The organism is Azohydromonas lata NBRC 102462 (genome assembly GCF_001571085.1).
In the GTDB taxonomy this organism is placed as follows: domain Bacteria; phylum Pseudomonadota; class Gammaproteobacteria; order Burkholderiales; family Burkholderiaceae_C; genus Azohydromonas; species Azohydromonas lata.
The window spans coordinates 1-14,201 of the sequence record NZ_BCTC01000083.1; the positions used below are offsets into that span (position 1 = coordinate 1).

Consider the following 14,201-nt stretch of genomic DNA (forward strand, 5'->3'; position numbering starts at 1 on the left):
TCCGGCGCCGGTGACCTGAGTTCCTGGGGTGCGGTGACCCTTCTTTCCCGTCACACCCGCGAAAGCGGGTGTCCACGAACACCGGGCGGCATCCCGGCCAGGGTGGATGCCCGCTTTCGCGGGCATGACGGGAAATGGCGCGGCGCGGGGAACCGGACCACGAACCAAGGACCCCTGCAATGACCTCTCCCCTGCTCGACGTGAGCGCATTGGAAGCCGCGCTGCAGCGCTTTGCCGATGCGCGCGACTGGAACGGCTTTCACACGCCGCGCAACCTGGTGCTGGCGCTCACCGGCGAGGTGGGCGAGCTGGCCGAGCTGTTCCAGTGGCTCACCGACGAGCAGGCCGCGCGCCTCGCGCAAGACCCCGCCACCGCCCGCGCCGTGCGCGACGAGCTGGCCGACGTGCTCATGTACCTCGTGCGCCTGTCCACCGTGCTCGGCGTGGACCTGGACGCCGCCGTGCGCGACAAGATCGCCGCCAACGCCGTGAAATACCCGGCGCCGGGCTGACGGCACCCCTGCCGTCATCCGCTATCATTGCTATCACTCTAAGGCAAGGAGGCAGCGATGGCCCAGTTCCTGGTTCGAGACGTGGAGGAGGCCGTGGCCGCGGAACTCAAGCGCCGCGCCGCCGAGCATGGCCGCAGCACGGAGGCCGAGCACCGAGAAATCCTGCGCGAGGCGCTGCTGGCGGGCCGCAAGCCGCCCAAGCGCTCCTTCACCGAAGTGCTGGCCGCCATGCCGGACTTCCCCGGCGACGACGACCTGTTCGACGTCCGTTGAGGGCCGTGCCCATGTACCTGCTCGACACCAATGTGGTGAGTGAGGTCCGCAAAGGCGCCCGCGCCAACGCGGGCGTGCGCCGCTTTTTCGCCGCCGCCGATCCCGAGGCGTTGTTCCTGCCGGTCCAGGTGGTCGGCGAAATCCGCGCCGGCATTGCCAAGCTGCGGCGGCGCCGCGCCGGCGACGACCTGCAGCGCGCCGCTGCCTACGAAGCCTGGCTGCACCAGGAACTGCTGGCGGGTTACGGCGAGCGCGTCATTGACTTCGACACCGACTGCGCCCTGGTCTGGGGCGAGCTGCTCTCCGGCGAGAAGAAGGACCCGCACACCATAGACAAGCAGATCGCCGCCATGGCGTTGCTGCGCGACATGACGGTGGTCAGCCGCGACGGCGGCGGCTCCTTCCGCACCATCCCGGGCCTGAGGCTGCTCAACCCTTTCGACGAACCGGGCTGATCGCCGCTGCTCATCGCCTGCATCCAGCCTTGCAGCCGCAGGCGTTCCGCGCTCAGCCCCTGGCGCCACGCGCACCCGCAACAGGCCGCGCCGGCAGCTCCATGGGCAGCCGGGTTTCGGACTTCACCTCCTTCATCACCACGCTGGAGCGCACGTGCGTGACGCCGGGCAGGCGAAACGCCGTCTCGTGCAAAAACCTCTCGTACGCCTTGATGTCCGGCACCAGCACCTTGATGACATAGTCCGCCTGCCCCGTGGTGGACCAGCAGGCCACGATCTGCGGGCTCTGCGCCACGGCGGCCTCGAAGCGCTGCACCTCGCCCTCTTCATGACGGCCCAAGTTGATCTCGGCCAGCACGCAGAGCTGCAGGTTGACCTTCTCGCGGTCCACCAGCGCGGTGTAGCCGCGTATGACGCCACGGGACTCCAGCTCCTTGATGCGGCGCCAGCACGGCGTGCTGGAGAGGCCGACGGCCTCGGCCAGCTGCTGCACGGTCTGCCGTGCGTCGCGCTGCAGCTCCTGCAGCAACAGCACGTCATGGCGATCCAGCGAATCCATTCCAAACCTCCGCTTTTATTGAGAATGATTTTCTACCGCACCGCGTGAGGTGGAGCAGAAAAGAATCCCTTTCCAGTGCCGTGCGCCTAGGCTTGACCCCGATCAGAGCAGCCAAAGAGAGCGCGCATGAGCACGGAGACAAACCTGGCGGCCCCGCAGGCGGCGGCCGCACAAACACCCCTTCACGGCTACCGGCTGGACGACGCCCTGTGGGCGCCGAGCGGCCGCGTCTTCCTCACCGGCACGCAGGCGCTGGTGCGGCTGCTGCTGATGCAGCGCCAGCGCGACGCGGCCGCGGGCTTGGCCACGCGCGGCTTCATCAGCGGCTACCGCGGCTCGCCGCTGGGCATGGTGGACCAGACGGTGTGGGGCTGCGGCGAGCGGCTGAAGGCGCAGGGCATCGAGTTCCTGCCCGCCATCAACGAGGAGCTGGGCGCCACCGCCGTGCTGGGCACGCAGCGCGTGGAGGCCGACCCCGAGCGCACGGCCGAGGGCGTGTTCGCCCTGTGGTACGGCAAGGGCCCGGGCGTGGACCGCGCGGCCGACGCGCTCAAGCACGGCAACGCCTACGGCGCCTCGCCGCACGGCGGGGTGCTGATGGTGGCGGGCGACGACCACGGCTGCGTCAGCTCCTCCATGCCCCACCAGAGCGACCAGGTGTTCCAGAGCTTCCACGCGCCGGTGCTCTCGCCCTCCAGCGTCAGCGACCTCCTGGAATTCGGCCTCTACGGCTGGGCGCTGTCGCGCTTTTCCGGCTGCTGGGCCGGCCTGACCGCGCTGTCGGAAGTGGTGGAGAGCGGCGCCACGGTGGACCTGGACCTGATACACGGGCGCGCCGCCACCTGGCTGGACGGCGACGCCGTGCGCCAGCTCACCGGCCACGCGGCGCCGGCCGACGGGCTGCACTACCGCTGGCCGGACCTGCCCTCGCTCAAGATCGAGGAGCGGCTGCACGCCAAGCTGGAGGCGGTGCGTGCCTTCGCCCGCGTCAACTCGATAGACCGCACGGTGGTGGAGTGCCGGCAGGCGCGCGTGGGCATCCTCACCGCCGGCAAGGCGCACCACGACTTCATGGAGGTGCTGCGCCGGCTGGACATCTCGCCGGCCACCCTGGCCGGGCACGGCATACGCGTGCACAAGCTGGGCCTGACCTACCCCATCGAGCCACGGCGCGCGCTGGACTTCTGCGAGGGCCTCTCGGAGGTGCTGGTCATCGAGGAGAAAGGCCCGGTGGTGGAGGTGCAGCTTCGCGAGCTGCTCTACAACCGCGCGCGGCGGCCGGCCATCGTGGGCAAGCGCGACGCGGCGGAGCGGCCGCTGGTGTCCGCGCTGGGCGAGCTGCGGCCCTCGCGGCTCATCGCCCTGGTGGCCGACTGGCTCGTCCGCCACTGCCCGGACCTGGACCGCCGCCACCTGGTGCGCGACTTCACCCTGCCGGAGCTGCTGAGCAACGAGGCGGACGCCGTCAAGCGGCTGCCCTACTTCTGCGCCGGCTGCCCGCACAACACCAGCACGCGCGTGCCGGAAGGCTCCAAGGCGCAGGGCGGCATCGGCTGCCACTTCATGGCGAGCTGGATGCAGCGCGACACCGAGGGGCTGATCCAGATGGGCGGCGAAGGCGTGGACTGGGTGTCGCACGCCCTCTTCACCCGCGTGCCGCACGTGTTCCAGAACCTGGGCGACGGCACCTACGCGCACTCCGGCTACCTCGCCATACGTCAGGCCGTGGCCGCGGGCACGGCCATGACCTACAAGATCCTGTTCAACGACGCCGTGGCCATGACGGGCGGGCAGCCGGTGGACGCGCCGGTGAGCGTGGACGGCATCGCGCGCCAGGTGGAGGCCGAGGGCGTGAAGCAGGTGGCGGTGGTGTCCGACGACATCCGCAAGTACGACCTCCTCCGCGACCGCTTCCCCGCCGGCACCACGTTCCACGACCGCGCCGAGCTGGACGCCGCTCAGCGCCGGCTGCGCGAGCTGCCCGGCGTGACGGTGCTGATCTACGAGCAGACCTGCGCGGCCGAGAAGCGCCGCCGCCGCAAGCGCGGCCAGCTGGAGGACGCGCCGCGGCGCCTCTTCATCAACGAGGCCGTGTGCGAGGGCTGCGGCGACTGCGGCGTGCAAAGCAACTGCGTGGCCGTGCTGCCGCACGAAACGCCGCTGGGGCGCAAGCGCCGCATCGACCAGGCGGCCTGCAACAAAGACTATTCATGCGCCAACGGCTTCTGCCCGTCCTTCGTGAGCGTCGAAGGGGGCAAGCCGCGCAGGAAAGTCGGCTCGCTGACGGACCTGGGCGCTTTCGTGCGCGCCGTCGATGAGCTGCCGCACCCCGCCCCGCACGCCTGGAGCGGCCCCTACGACCTGCTGGTCACGGGCATGGGCGGCACGGGCGTGGTGACGGTGGGTGCGCTGGTGACGATGGCGGCGCACCTGGAGGGCAAGTCGGCGTCGGTGCTGGACTTCATGGGCTTCGCGCAAAAAGGCGGCGCGGTGCTCAGCCACGTGCGCCTGGCCGACCGGCCGGAGCGGCTCAACCAGGTGCGCATAGACACGCAGCAGGCGGACGCGCTGCTGGCCTGCGAGCTGGTCGTGGGCGCCAGCGCGGACGCGCTGCAGACCGTGCGGCGCGGTCGCACGCGCATCGTGGCCAACGTGCACGAGGTGCCCGTGGCCGAGCACCTGCGCAACCCCGACGCCACGCTGCGCGTGCCGCAACTGCTGCAAAAGCTCCACCACGCCGCGGGCGAGGAGCAGGTGGAAACGCTGGACGCGCAGGCGCTGTGCGAGACCTTCATGGGCGACACGGTGGCGTCCAACATCCTCGCGCTGGGCCATGCCTGGCAGCGCGGCCTGGTGCCGGTGGGCCTGGAAGCGCTGCTGCGCGCCGTGGAGCTCAACGGCGTGGCGGTGGAAGCCAACAAGCTCGCCTTCTCGCTGGGCCGGCTGGCCGCGGGCAACCCGCGCGCGCTGCTGGCGCTGGGCAAGGCCGAGGTGGAGCCCGACCATGCCGACGAGCCGCTGGCGCTGCTGCGCGCGCGCGGCGTGGAGCTGCTGACGGCGTACCAGAGCGCCGCCTGGGCCGCGCGCTTCACCGCACTGGTGGACGAGGCCGCCGCGCGCGAGCGCGCGCTGCAGGCGGATGCGTCGCTGCCCTTCAGCCGTGCCGTGGCGCGCAGCCTCTTAAAACTCATGGCCTACAAGGACGAGTACGAAGTCGCCCGCCTCTTTGCCGACGGCAGCTTCGAGCGCGAGCTGCACCGGCAGTTCGAGGGCAATCTGAAATTGCGCTTCCACATGGCGCCACCGCTGCTGTCGCGGGGCAAGGACGGCAAGCCGCCGGGGAAATGGACCTTCGGCCCCTGGCTGCTGCCGGCGCTGAAACTGCTCTCGCGCGGCAAGGCGCTGCGCGGCACGGTGCTGGACCCGTTCGGCGCCACGGCCGAGCGGCGCATGGAGCGCGCGCTGATTGCGGAGTACGAGCAGCGCGTGCGCGCCCTGCTGCCCTTGTTGAGCGCTGAAAAGCTGGCGCTGGCGGTGGAAGTCGCGCGCCTGCCGCTGTCCATGCGCGGCTACGGCCACGTGAAGGCGGCAGCCGTGGCGCAGGCCCGCGTGCGCGAGGCCGAGCTGCTGTGGCGTCTGGACCCGGCCCACCACCCGCGCCCGGCGCCCTCGCGCGAGGCCGGGCAGATTCGCGGCATACGGGTGACGGCGCCGCTCCTGCGCTAGCCTCGCACTCCCAAACCAACGAGGGACACCTACACATGCAAGGCATCGTTTTGCGCGCACCGGCCGGCCTGGACCGCCTGGAGACCGTGGATCTGGCCGACCCCGGCGCGCCGGGCGCGGGGCAGATCCGCGTGAAGCTGCACGCCAGCTCGCTCAACTACCACGACTACGCCGTGGCCCTGGGCTGGATTGCGGCGGCCGACGGGCGCATCCCCATGTCCGACGGCGCGGGCGTGGTGGAAGCGGTGGGCGACGGCGTCACGGAGTTCGCCGTGGGCGATTCGGTGGTCTCCTGCTTCTTCCCCACCTGGCAGGACGGCCCGGCGCGCATCGGCGACTTCTCCGCCACGCCGGGCGACGGCATCGACGGCTACGCGCGCGAGGCCGTCGTCACCCCCGCCACCTGGTTCACCCGGTCGCCCAAGGGCTACAGCCACGCCGAGGCCGCCACGCTCACCACCGCCGGCCTCACCGCCTGGCGCGCGCTGGTGGTCGAGGGCCAGATCAAGGCCGGCGACACGGTGCTGGTGCAGGGCAGCGGCGGCGTGTCGGTGTTCGCGCTGCAACTGGCCAAGGCCATGGGCGCGACGGTGATCGCCACCTCCTCCTCGGACGCCAAGCTGGAGCGGCTGCGCGCCCTGGGCGCCGACCACCTCATCAACTACAAGTCCCAGCCCAACTGGGGCCGCGCCGCGCGCGACTGGACCGGCGGCCAGGGCGTGGACCACGTGGTGGAAGTGGGCGGCCCCGGCACGCTGGCGCAGTCCATCGAGGCCGTACGCATCGGCGGGCGCATCGCGCTCATCGGCATCCTCACCGGCATGGCGGGCGAGGTGCCCACGCTGGCGCTGATGGCGCGCCAGACGCGGCTGCAAGGCCTCATCGTCGGCAGCCGCACGCACCAGCAGGAGTTCATAAGCGCCCTGGACGCCACCGGCATCCGCCCGGTGATCGACTCGACCTACCCGCTCAAGGACCTGGCCGCCGCCTTCCGCCACCAGGGCGCCGGGGCGCACTTCGGCAAGATCTGCGTGGCGATCTGAGCGCGGGCCGCCCGGCGTTCAGGCGACGGTCAACAGCAGGCCGTTGTTGCGGGCGTAGTAGGTGAGCAGTTCCATGGCCACGCCCGGGCGGGCGTGCAGGCGCTTGAAATCCAGGCCGTCGTGGAACAGGGGCGCGAGCTCGGCGGGCAGGTCCGGCGCGGGCTCGCCGTTGTCCACCCAGCGACAGGCCATGGCCCACTGGCCGAAGCTGCGCTGCTCCACCGGCCCGCGCAGCAGCACCGTGATGCGGCGGTGGCGCGGGTCCTGGCGGATGCCGTCGAACACCTCGGCGACGGCGTCGCCCTCCCCTTCCAGGACTTGCATGTAGCCGCCATGCGCATACAGCAGCAGGCCGGTGATGCCCAGGCGGCGGTTGTTGCGCACGGACGTGGCCAGCAGGCTCTGCAGATCGGCAAGCGAAGGCTCCGCACCGGCCACCATGCTGATGTAGATGAGGTGCTGCAGCGGCATGGGGGTTCCTTCCCGTAAGGGCGACAGGTGCTCGTTCTGAGGCTCACAAGCAAATCCCGTGCGGGAAGGCCATGGCGGCCAGCGCGGCCTCAGTACGGCATGCCGTCCTTGTGCTCGAAGCGCCAGCCCGCGGGCGTGCTGACGGCGCGCAGGTCGTCGTCCGGGTAGGTGGCCGCGTCGCCGGGCGTGCGGTCGCCGACCTCCAGGTAGACGGCCTCCTCGGCCGTGTCGTTGCGCAGGCAGTGGGCGTCGCCCGTGCCGGCCTGGAAGCCGGCGCACATGCCGGGCGACAGCGGCGTGTCGCCCGCGTCCGTGCACAGCGTGGGGTGGCCGCGCAGCACGTAGACGAACTCGTCCTGCCGCGCATGCGCGTGGCGCAGCGCCGACACCGCGCCCGGCGCCAGGTGCACCAGGTTCACGCCGAAATTCCCCAGGCCGAACAGGTCGCCCAAGGTTCGCTTCGTGCGCCCGGCCATGCGCGAGGCAAAGGGCTCGGGGTAGTTGGACGGCTTCGTTCGCAGCGGCGCCTCCTCGGCGACGACGGCAACGGGACGCTTGGGCTCGCTCATGGCTGGTGGCTCCGGGCTGGGACGGCGGCTCAGGCGGCCAGGGCGCGCCGCGCCTTCACGCTGTCGGCCAGGCGGCGCAGCACGCCGGCGGTCTGGGCCCAGCCGATGCAGGCGTCGGTGACGGAAACGCCGCGCTGCAGCGCCACGCCGGGCTTGATGTCCTGGCGGCCTTCCTCCAGGTGGCTTTCGATCATCAGGCCGGCGATGCGGCGCTCGCCCGCGGCGACGCGGTCGGCGATGTCGGCGGACACCTCGATCTGCCGGCGGTGCTGCTTGGCGGAGTTGGCGTGCGAGCAGTCCACCATCAGCGTCTCGCGCAGGCCGGCCTTGGCAAGCGCCGCGCAGGCGGCGTCGATGCTGGCCACGTCGTAGTTGGGGCCGCGCGATCCGCCGCGCAGGATGACGTGGCAGTCGTCGTTGCCGCGCGTCTCGAAGATGGCGGCCTGGCCCATCTTGGTCATGCCCATGAAGGCGTGCGAGGCGCGCGCGGCCTGCAAGGCGTCCACGGCGACTTGCACGCCCCCGTCGGTGCCATTTTTAAAACCGACCGGGCAGCTCAGGCCGGAGGCGAGCTGGCGGTGGCTCTGGCTCTCGGTGGTGCGCGCGCCGATGGCGCCCCAGCTCACGAGGTCGGCGATGTACTGCGGGCTGAGCAGGTCCAGGAACTCGGTGCCGCAGGGCAGGCCCAGGGCGGAGATGTCCAGCAGCAGCTCGCGCGCCTTCTTCAGGCCCTCGTTGATGCGGAAGCTGCCGTCCAGGCGCGGGTCGTTGATGTAGCCCTTCCAGCCCACCGTGGTGCGCGGCTTTTCGAAGTAGACGCGCATGACCAGCAGCAGCTCGCCCTTGAGCTCCTCGTGCAGGGCCTTGAGGCGGTGGGCGTACTCCATGGCCTGGCCGTGGTCGTGGATGGAGCACGGGCCGACGACGACGAGCAGCCTGTCGTCCTGCCCGCGCAGCACGGCGGCGGTGGCGCGGCGGGCGTCTTCCACCAGGGCGAGCACGGTGTCGGAGACGGGCACCTCGTCCTGCAGCAGCGCAGGCGAGATGAGCGGGCGCACGGCGCGAATGCGCACGTCGTCGATGCGCGTGAGGTCTTGCGTGCTGTCGGCGCTGCCGGCTTCGTGGTCGTGCTGGGGGTCGTCGATGCGGGAGGTCATGGCGGGTGGAGAAGTGAGGAAAGACAGGGAATCGGATGCAGCCTCAGCGGAGGCCGAGCATCACGGTCAAAGGCTCTGCGGGCGAAGGGACGAACCCATGGCGCAGGTAGAAGGCTTTGGATTTCTCATCAATGGCGTGGCAAAGCATGGCGCGAATGCCGACGATCTCAGCCACTTGAAGTGCTCGTGAAAGCGCGTCCTTGAGTAGTCCGGCCCCTACGCCCTGCCCGCTCCAGGCCTGGTGCACGGCCAAGCGGCCCAACACCACGACGGGAATCGGCTTGGGCATGTTTCGGCGCAATGCACCCGTGGCGATGGAGGGCTCGACAGAGCCGGCGGCCAAGGCGTAATAGCCGACCACCTCCAAACCGCAAGCGACCACGTAGGTCTTGGAGCCGCCAGCCAAGTGGTTCGCCAAAGCTCGGCGCTGCAACCACGTGGTCAGCTCGGCATGCTCACAGGTGAACGCCGACACGTTGTGCTGAGCGGTAAGAGGGACCGGAGCGCAAAGCGCCGGGTGTGTCACTCCTCCCACGGCGCGCGGGAAGAAAGCAGGCGGCGTACGGCCTCGTTGTCCTTGAGCGGCGCGTCCATCAAAGCTTCGAAAGCCTGGAGCTGTGCCTCGTTCAACTGGAACAGCGTGCGATCCAGCAGTACCTGGCGGGCTTTCTCGGAGGAAGCTTCCAGCATGAAGTCCGTGCGCGTCTTGCCGGACAAGGCCGCAGCCCGATCTATGAGTTCGCGCACCTCGGCCGGCGCGCGCACGTTGATGGTGGTAGTTGATGCGCTAGGCATGGAGGCCTCCCAAAAGTAAGCCCCCAGCTTTCAGCAAGCGGGACTTGTGTATACGGCGTCAACACAAAGTATGCCGCAGTTGCGCCACACGCTCCCTGTGACCACATATCAGCCAAGTTCAAAGCTCAAAGATTTTTCCGGGATTGAGGATGTTCTTGGGGTCCAGCGCGCGCTTGATGGTGCGCATGAGCTCCACCGCGCCGGCACCGGCCTCTTCCACGAGGAAACCCATCTTGTGCAGGCCGACGCCGTGCTCGCCGCTGCAGGTGCCGTCGAGCTGCAGCGCGCGGCGCACCAGCTTGTGGTTCAAGTCCTCGGCCACGGCGCGTTCGTGCTCGCTGTCGGGGTCGATCAGGTAGCCGAAGTGGAAATTGCCGTCGCCCACATGGCCGACCAGGAAGTACGGCAGCCCTGAGGCCTCCACTTCCGCCACCGAGTCCAGCAGGCAGTCCGCCAGGCGCGAGATGGGCACGCAGGTGTCGGTGGACAGTGCCCGGCAGCCCGGGCGGGACTGGATGGCCGCGAAGTAGGCGTTGTGGCGCGCGGTCCACAGCCGCGTGCGCTCCTCCGGCGTGGTGGCCCATTCAAACGCCTGGCCGCCGAACTCGGTCGCGATCTCCTGCACCGTCTCGGCCTGCTCCTGCACGCCCGCGGGCGAGCCGTGGAACTCCATCAGCAGCATGGGCTCCTCGCGCAGGCCCAGTTTCGAATGCGCGTTGACCATGCGCACGGTGTTCGCGTCGATCAGCTCCACGCGGGCGATGGGCACGCCGAGCTGGATGGTCTGGATGGTCGTCCGCACCGCCGCCTCGATGCTCGGGAAGGAGCACACGGCCGCCGACACGGCCTCGGGCAGCGGGTACAGCTTGAGCGTGATCTCGGTGATGACGCCCAGCGTCCCCTCGCTGCCCACCATCAGGCGCGTCAGGTCGTAGCCGGCGCTGCTCTTCCTGGCGCGGGTGCCGGTGCGGATGATCTTGCCTTCCGCCGTCACCACCTCCAGCGCCAGCACGTTCTCGCGCATGGTCCCGTAGCGCACGGCGTTGGTGCCGGAGGCGCGGGTGGCGCACATGCCGCCGATGGAGGCGTCGGCGCCCGGGTCGATCGGGAAGAACAGGCCCGTGGACTTCAGCTCGTCGTTGAGCCGCTTGCGCGTGATGCCGGGCTGGACGGTGACCGTGAGGTCGTCGGCGTCGATGGACAGCACCTGGTCCATGCGCGAAACGTCCAGGCTGATGCCGCCCTGCACCGCCAGCAGGTGCCCTTCCAGCGAGGAGCCGGCGCCGTAGGGAATCAGGGGTACCTCGAACTGGCTGCAGAGGTCCATCACCTCGGCCACCTCGGCGCTGCTCTGCGCGAACACCACGGCGGCCGGCGGCGGCACGGTGAAGGTGGACTCGTCGCTGCCGTGCTGCTCGCGCACGGCCTGGGCGGTGGAGCAGCGCGCGCCGAAGCGGGCGATGAGGGTTTCGACGAGGGCCGGCGGCACCGGGCGCTGCCGCACCACGGGCAGCGACGCGGCGGCAAGATCCGAGGGGTGTTGCATGAGGAGTCTCCGCGGGGGATGGAGCCCGGCGGCCGGGGGCCGGCGCTCACGGTGAGGCTGTGAGGAGCGGGGCACTATACGCCCGGGGTTGAGGCGCTTCTCCCAGGCGCGGACCGGGTGCGGGACGGCCCTCCGGCCGCGTCCCGGGACGTGAGAAAAGTCGCGGCTGGTACAACAACGCCCGCCGGGACCGGCCTGTCCGCGCGCCGGCCATCCCCCATGGACCACCGTACCCGAGGAGACCGCATGCAGCTCGCCCAATGGCTGAACATTGATTTCCCGCTGATCCAGGCCCCCATGGCCGGCAGCCAGGACAGCCGCCTGGCCATCGCGGTGTCGAATGCCGGCGGCCTGGGCTCCTTGCCCTGCGCAATGCTCACGCCGGAGGCGCTGCACGCGTCGCTGCAGGAAATCCAGGCCGAGACGCGCCGGCCCTACAACGTCAATTTCTTCTGCCACGAAACACCCACGCCGGATGCGCAGCGCGAGGCCGCCTGGCGCCAGGCGCTGCAGCCCTATTACGACGAATTCGGCATAGACCCGGCCGACATCCCGACCGGCCCCGGCCGCGCGCCCTTCAGCCCCGAATTCGCCGACGTGCTGCAGGATTTCAAGCCGCCGGTGGTGAGCTTCCATTTCGGATTGCCGGCGCCGGATCTGCTGGCGCGGGTGAAAAGCTGGGGCTCGAAAGTGTTGTCGTCAGCCACGACCGTTGAAGAAGCCCTCTGGCTGGAAAAGCATGGCGCCGATGCCGTCATCGCCCAGGGTTTGGAAGCCGGCGGCCACCGAGGCATGTTCCTGACGGACGACGTGACCACGCAAATCGGCACCTTCGCGCTGGTGCCGCAATTGGTGAAAGCCTTGAATGTCCCGGTCATCGCCGCGGGCGGTATTGCCGATGCGGCGTGCGTGAAAGCCGCCATGGCCCTGGGTGCGGCCGGGGTGCAAATTGGCACCGCCTATTTGTTGGCCGAGGAATCGACCATCAGCGCCATTCACCGCGCGGCATTGAAAAGCGAGGCGGCCCGGCACACGGCATTGACCAATTTGTTCAGCGGCCGGCCGGCGCGCGGCATCATGAATCGGTTCATGCGGGAAATGGGACCCCTATCGGCCTTGCCGCCGGCATTTCCCCTGGCGCCTGCCGGCATGACGCCCCTGCGTACCCAGGCCGAAGCCCAAGCATCGGGCGATTTCTCGCCCCTGTGGTCCGGCCAGCATGTCAATACCTCGCTGGGCGAAAGCGCGGCAGAAATCACGAAATCGCTGGCCCAGGCTTTCGCGGCCTGACGTGAGCTGCCAGGCAATTTAAAACCCGGTTACAGGCAAAACACGCGGATAAAGAATCAGGGCTCAAGAAGCGCAGGACGTTGACGATCAAGGCTGCAGACAGCCGGACAAGGAAGACCGCGAAATTCCCTTGATGCTTTGGGATTAGCGAACAACCACCGCTCCGGCCTGTTTCTCCCTCCACGGGGCGGGAGATATTTCACGGAATCGTCCCATGCGCTTTATGTCCTGGCGCCTGCGCCTTGCTGTGTCCGCATTTTTGTTTTGCTCGGCGGCCATTTCTCACGCTGCACCGGCCGGGGTGGATGGCGGCTGCCAGCCCTCGGTCACCGTGCGCACCGCGCCGCTGACCTACACCGAGGACGATTCCGGCGACGTGCGCGCCGTGACGGCGCTCAACCGCAAATCGTCCCTGCCGCTGACGCAGCGCAGTTTTGGCCTGGGCTCCACTTACGCCGAAAGCCGCGTCACGTCTTATTGGAAAAAGGACGCCAAGGGCTGCCCCGTGCTCGACCTGGAAGTGGGCTACCAGAAAACCGCCGTGCACATCGCCAGCGAGTTGAAGGACGACGCCTGCGCCTACGAGCATGTGCATGCCCATGAAATGCACCACCTGGCCATTTACCGGCAGTGGCTGGAGGAATCGCCCGTGCGGCTGGGCGCCTTTTTCAAGGAGAAATTCTCCTCGCTGACGGCCATGGATTCGTTGTCCCGCAACCAGGAAACCATTCGCCTGGCGCTGCAGGAATTCGGCAAGGTGCGCGCGCAGCACGATGAGTTTGATTCGGATGCGGAGTATCAGGGGAATCAGGCGGTGTGCGGGCGGTTCATTCCGAAGATGCTGGACAGGTTGGAGAAGGAAGGGAAGTTGCCTTGAGGGCTGCGATTTGAGAATCGATGCACGAAGGCTGAGGTTTGAAAGTGCTGACCGGAGACTGATTCGCCACGCTTCCTACCTCGTCATTCCCGCGAAGGCGGGAATCCAGGCGGTCCCACGTCAGAGCGTAGGAATAACGCAGGAAGCACGGTGTATTGCGCCTCGGCACGCCGATTCATGGACTTGCGGCTGACTTGGGGCCTCCTGGATTCCCGCCTTCGCGGGAATGACGAAGTAGAGAGGCCGAGATATTCGCTTGCGACATATACCCCAATACCTCAATACTTCAATACCCAAATATTTCACCAAATAATTTCAATTAAACCCTTTACTGAGATATCGGGACCCCTTCAACCCAAACCGCCACAGCTCATGCGCTGCCTTGGAAATCCCGATGCGCGGCCCAATGAGCAATTCCACCGGCTCGGCCGGCCCGGGCAGCAGCTCAAAAGGCGGCTCGGACAGGGACAAGCCGTCCATCGCCCGCGTGATGCCCAGCGCCTGCGCCAGCCGCCCCGGGCCGGCGCACAGCAGTTCCACCTTCTCCACGCCCCGGCGCTCGCGCATTTGCTCCAGCCCGTGCGTGGGCTCCAGCGCGCGTATCAGCACCCCGGCGCCGTGGCCCGGCTCGCGGCACACGAAGTTCATGCACCAGTGCATGCCGTAGGAGCGGTAGACGTAGGCGTGCGCCGGGGGGCCGAACATGGAGGCGTTGCGCGGTGTCTGGCCTGAATAGGTGTGCGAGGCCGGGTCGCTCTGGTCGTAGGCCTCGGTTTCCACGATGCGGCCGCCCACGCCCTCCACCAGCAGCGTCACCCCTATGAGCTGCCGCGCCACCAGCAGCGAGTCGGCCGAGAAGTCGATGTGGGCGAGCGGAGTCATCGGCCCAGTATGGGCAAGGGCTGGACCGGCCCCGGCGTTGCGGCCC

Annotated in this window: 15 protein-coding genes; 7 read left to right on the forward strand and 8 right to left on the reverse strand. The window is 69.0% G+C overall.

Annotated features, from left to right (window positions below; genetic code table 11):
• The first annotated feature begins 179 nt into the window (after positions 1 to 179).
• Genes ALA01S_RS22530 through ALA01S_RS22540 form a run of 3 tightly spaced genes read left to right on the forward strand, consistent with a single transcriptional unit; the run spans position 180 to position 1,240 of the window.
• Positions 180 to 512 carry a nucleotide pyrophosphohydrolase gene (locus tag ALA01S_RS22530; RefSeq protein WP_066341323.1) on the forward strand — a complete coding sequence of 111 codons (333 nt, stop codon included), beginning with the start codon at positions 180 to 182 and terminating at the stop codon, positions 510 to 512.
• 57 nt (positions 513 to 569) lie between these two features.
• Positions 570 to 785: a FitA-like ribbon-helix-helix domain-containing protein gene (locus ALA01S_RS22535; RefSeq protein ID WP_066341325.1), complete on the forward strand. Its 216-nt coding sequence runs from the start codon at positions 570 to 572 to the stop codon at positions 783 to 785.
• An 11-nt stretch (positions 786 to 796) separates the two neighbouring features.
• Positions 797 to 1,240, forward strand: coding sequence for a type II toxin-antitoxin system VapC family toxin (locus tag ALA01S_RS22540; RefSeq protein WP_066341327.1), 444 nt, complete (start codon positions 797 to 799; stop codon positions 1,238 to 1,240).
• A gap of 52 nt (positions 1,241 to 1,292) precedes the next feature.
• Here the strand turns inward: ALA01S_RS22540 and ALA01S_RS22545 are convergent, their stop codons facing one another.
• Positions 1,293 to 1,799, reverse strand: a complete 507-nt coding sequence (locus tag ALA01S_RS22545; RefSeq protein WP_066341329.1) for an Lrp/AsnC family transcriptional regulator — start codon at positions 1,797 to 1,799, stop codon at positions 1,293 to 1,295.
• 126 nt (positions 1,800 to 1,925) lie between these two features.
• On the opposite strand from ALA01S_RS22545, the gene ALA01S_RS22550 reads away from it, so the two are divergent.
• Both ALA01S_RS22550 and ALA01S_RS22555 read left to right on the forward strand, forming a co-directional pair.
• Entirely contained in the window at positions 1,926 to 5,525 is a 3,600-nt protein-coding gene (locus tag ALA01S_RS22550) for an indolepyruvate ferredoxin oxidoreductase family protein (protein ID WP_084267827.1), read from the forward strand.
• A 35-nt stretch (positions 5,526 to 5,560) separates the two neighbouring features.
• The gene (locus ALA01S_RS22555; protein WP_066341331.1) at positions 5,561 to 6,568 is read left to right on the forward strand and encodes a zinc-dependent alcohol dehydrogenase family protein; all 1,008 of its coding nucleotides are present in this window, start codon (positions 5,561 to 5,563) and stop codon (positions 6,566 to 6,568) included.
• 18 nt (positions 6,569 to 6,586) lie between these two features.
• Here the strand turns inward: ALA01S_RS22555 and ALA01S_RS22560 are convergent, their stop codons facing one another.
• From ALA01S_RS22560 to ALA01S_RS22585, 6 genes are all read right to left on the reverse strand, one after another.
• Positions 6,587 to 7,039: a BLUF domain-containing protein gene (locus tag ALA01S_RS22560; protein ID WP_066341333.1), complete on the reverse strand. Its 453-nt coding sequence runs from the start codon at positions 7,037 to 7,039 to the stop codon at positions 6,587 to 6,589.
• Between the two features lie 89 nt (positions 7,040 to 7,128).
• Complete coding sequence (locus ALA01S_RS22565) at positions 7,129 to 7,608, reverse strand: cupin domain-containing protein (protein WP_066341336.1); 480 nt, start codon at positions 7,606 to 7,608, stop codon at positions 7,129 to 7,131.
• 29 nt (positions 7,609 to 7,637) lie between these two features.
• Positions 7,638 to 8,765, reverse strand: a complete 1,128-nt coding sequence (locus ALA01S_RS22570) for a 3-deoxy-7-phosphoheptulonate synthase (protein ID WP_066341338.1) — start codon at positions 8,763 to 8,765, stop codon at positions 7,638 to 7,640.
• A gap of 43 nt (positions 8,766 to 8,808) precedes the next feature.
• A complete protein-coding gene (locus ALA01S_RS22575) occupies positions 8,809 to 9,240 on the reverse strand; it encodes a GNAT family N-acetyltransferase (protein ID WP_238455902.1) in 432 nt (143 codons plus the stop codon).
• A 47-nt stretch (positions 9,241 to 9,287) separates the two neighbouring features.
• Positions 9,288 to 9,560, reverse strand: a complete 273-nt coding sequence (locus tag ALA01S_RS22580) for a type II toxin-antitoxin system TacA family antitoxin (protein WP_066341343.1) — start codon at positions 9,558 to 9,560, stop codon at positions 9,288 to 9,290.
• A gap of 118 nt (positions 9,561 to 9,678) precedes the next feature.
• Positions 9,679 to 11,106, reverse strand: coding sequence for an FAD-binding oxidoreductase (locus tag ALA01S_RS22585; RefSeq protein ID WP_066341345.1), 1,428 nt, complete (start codon positions 11,104 to 11,106; stop codon positions 9,679 to 9,681).
• A 246-nt stretch (positions 11,107 to 11,352) separates the two neighbouring features.
• Here ALA01S_RS22585 and ALA01S_RS22590 point away from each other — a divergent pair, with 246 nt between their 5' ends.
• On the forward strand, positions 11,353 to 12,396 hold the full coding sequence (locus tag ALA01S_RS22590) for an NAD(P)H-dependent flavin oxidoreductase (protein ID WP_066341347.1): 1,044 nt from the start codon (positions 11,353 to 11,355) through the stop codon (positions 12,394 to 12,396).
• Between the two features lie 223 nt (positions 12,397 to 12,619).
• On the forward strand, positions 12,620 to 13,273 hold the full coding sequence (locus ALA01S_RS22595) for a hypothetical protein (protein ID WP_157119202.1): 654 nt from the start codon (positions 12,620 to 12,622) through the stop codon (positions 13,271 to 13,273).
• Positions 13,274 to 13,588: 315 nt separating this feature from the next.
• Here the strand turns inward: ALA01S_RS22595 and ALA01S_RS22600 are convergent, their stop codons facing one another.
• Positions 13,589 to 14,155, reverse strand: coding sequence for a DNA-3-methyladenine glycosylase (locus ALA01S_RS22600; RefSeq protein WP_066341350.1), 567 nt, complete (start codon positions 14,153 to 14,155; stop codon positions 13,589 to 13,591).
• Between the last annotated feature and the right edge of the window lie 46 nt (positions 14,156 to 14,201).

What these genes read in the sequence shown, in the direction of transcription:
- ALA01S_RS22530 (WP_066341323.1), top strand. Translation starts at nt 180, where the DNA reads ATGACCTCTCCCCTGCTCGACGTGAGCGCATTGGAAGCCGCGCTGCAG.
- ALA01S_RS22535 (WP_066341325.1), top strand. Translation starts at nt 570, where the DNA reads ATGGCCCAGTTCCTGGTTCGAGACGTGGAGGAGGCCGTGGCCGCGGAA.
- ALA01S_RS22540 (WP_066341327.1), top strand. Translation starts at nt 797, where the DNA reads ATGTACCTGCTCGACACCAATGTGGTGAGTGAGGTCCGCAAAGGCGCC.
- ALA01S_RS22545 (WP_066341329.1), bottom strand. Translation starts at nt 1,799, where the DNA reads ATGGATTCGCTGGATCGCCATGACGTGCTGTTGCTGCAGGAGCTGCAG.
- ALA01S_RS22550 (WP_084267827.1), top strand. Translation starts at nt 1,926, where the DNA reads ATGAGCACGGAGACAAACCTGGCGGCCCCGCAGGCGGCGGCCGCACAA.
- ALA01S_RS22555 (WP_066341331.1), top strand. Translation starts at nt 5,561, where the DNA reads ATGCAAGGCATCGTTTTGCGCGCACCGGCCGGCCTGGACCGCCTGGAG.
- ALA01S_RS22560 (WP_066341333.1), bottom strand. Translation starts at nt 7,039, where the DNA reads ATGCCGCTGCAGCACCTCATCTACATCAGCATGGTGGCCGGTGCGGAG.
- ALA01S_RS22565 (WP_066341336.1), bottom strand. Translation starts at nt 7,608, where the DNA reads ATGAGCGAGCCCAAGCGTCCCGTTGCCGTCGTCGCCGAGGAGGCGCCG.
- ALA01S_RS22570 (WP_066341338.1), bottom strand. Translation starts at nt 8,765, where the DNA reads ATGACCTCCCGCATCGACGACCCCCAGCACGACCACGAAGCCGGCAGC.
- ALA01S_RS22580 (WP_066341343.1), bottom strand. Translation starts at nt 9,560, where the DNA reads ATGCCTAGCGCATCAACTACCACCATCAACGTGCGCGCGCCGGCCGAG.
- ALA01S_RS22585 (WP_066341345.1), bottom strand. Translation starts at nt 11,106, where the DNA reads ATGCAACACCCCTCGGATCTTGCCGCCGCGTCGCTGCCCGTGGTGCGG.
- ALA01S_RS22590 (WP_066341347.1), top strand. Translation starts at nt 11,353, where the DNA reads ATGCAGCTCGCCCAATGGCTGAACATTGATTTCCCGCTGATCCAGGCC.
- ALA01S_RS22595 (WP_157119202.1), top strand. Translation starts at nt 12,620, where the DNA reads ATGTCCTGGCGCCTGCGCCTTGCTGTGTCCGCATTTTTGTTTTGCTCG.
- ALA01S_RS22600 (WP_066341350.1), bottom strand. Translation starts at nt 14,155, where the DNA reads ATGACTCCGCTCGCCCACATCGACTTCTCGGCCGACTCGCTGCTGGTG.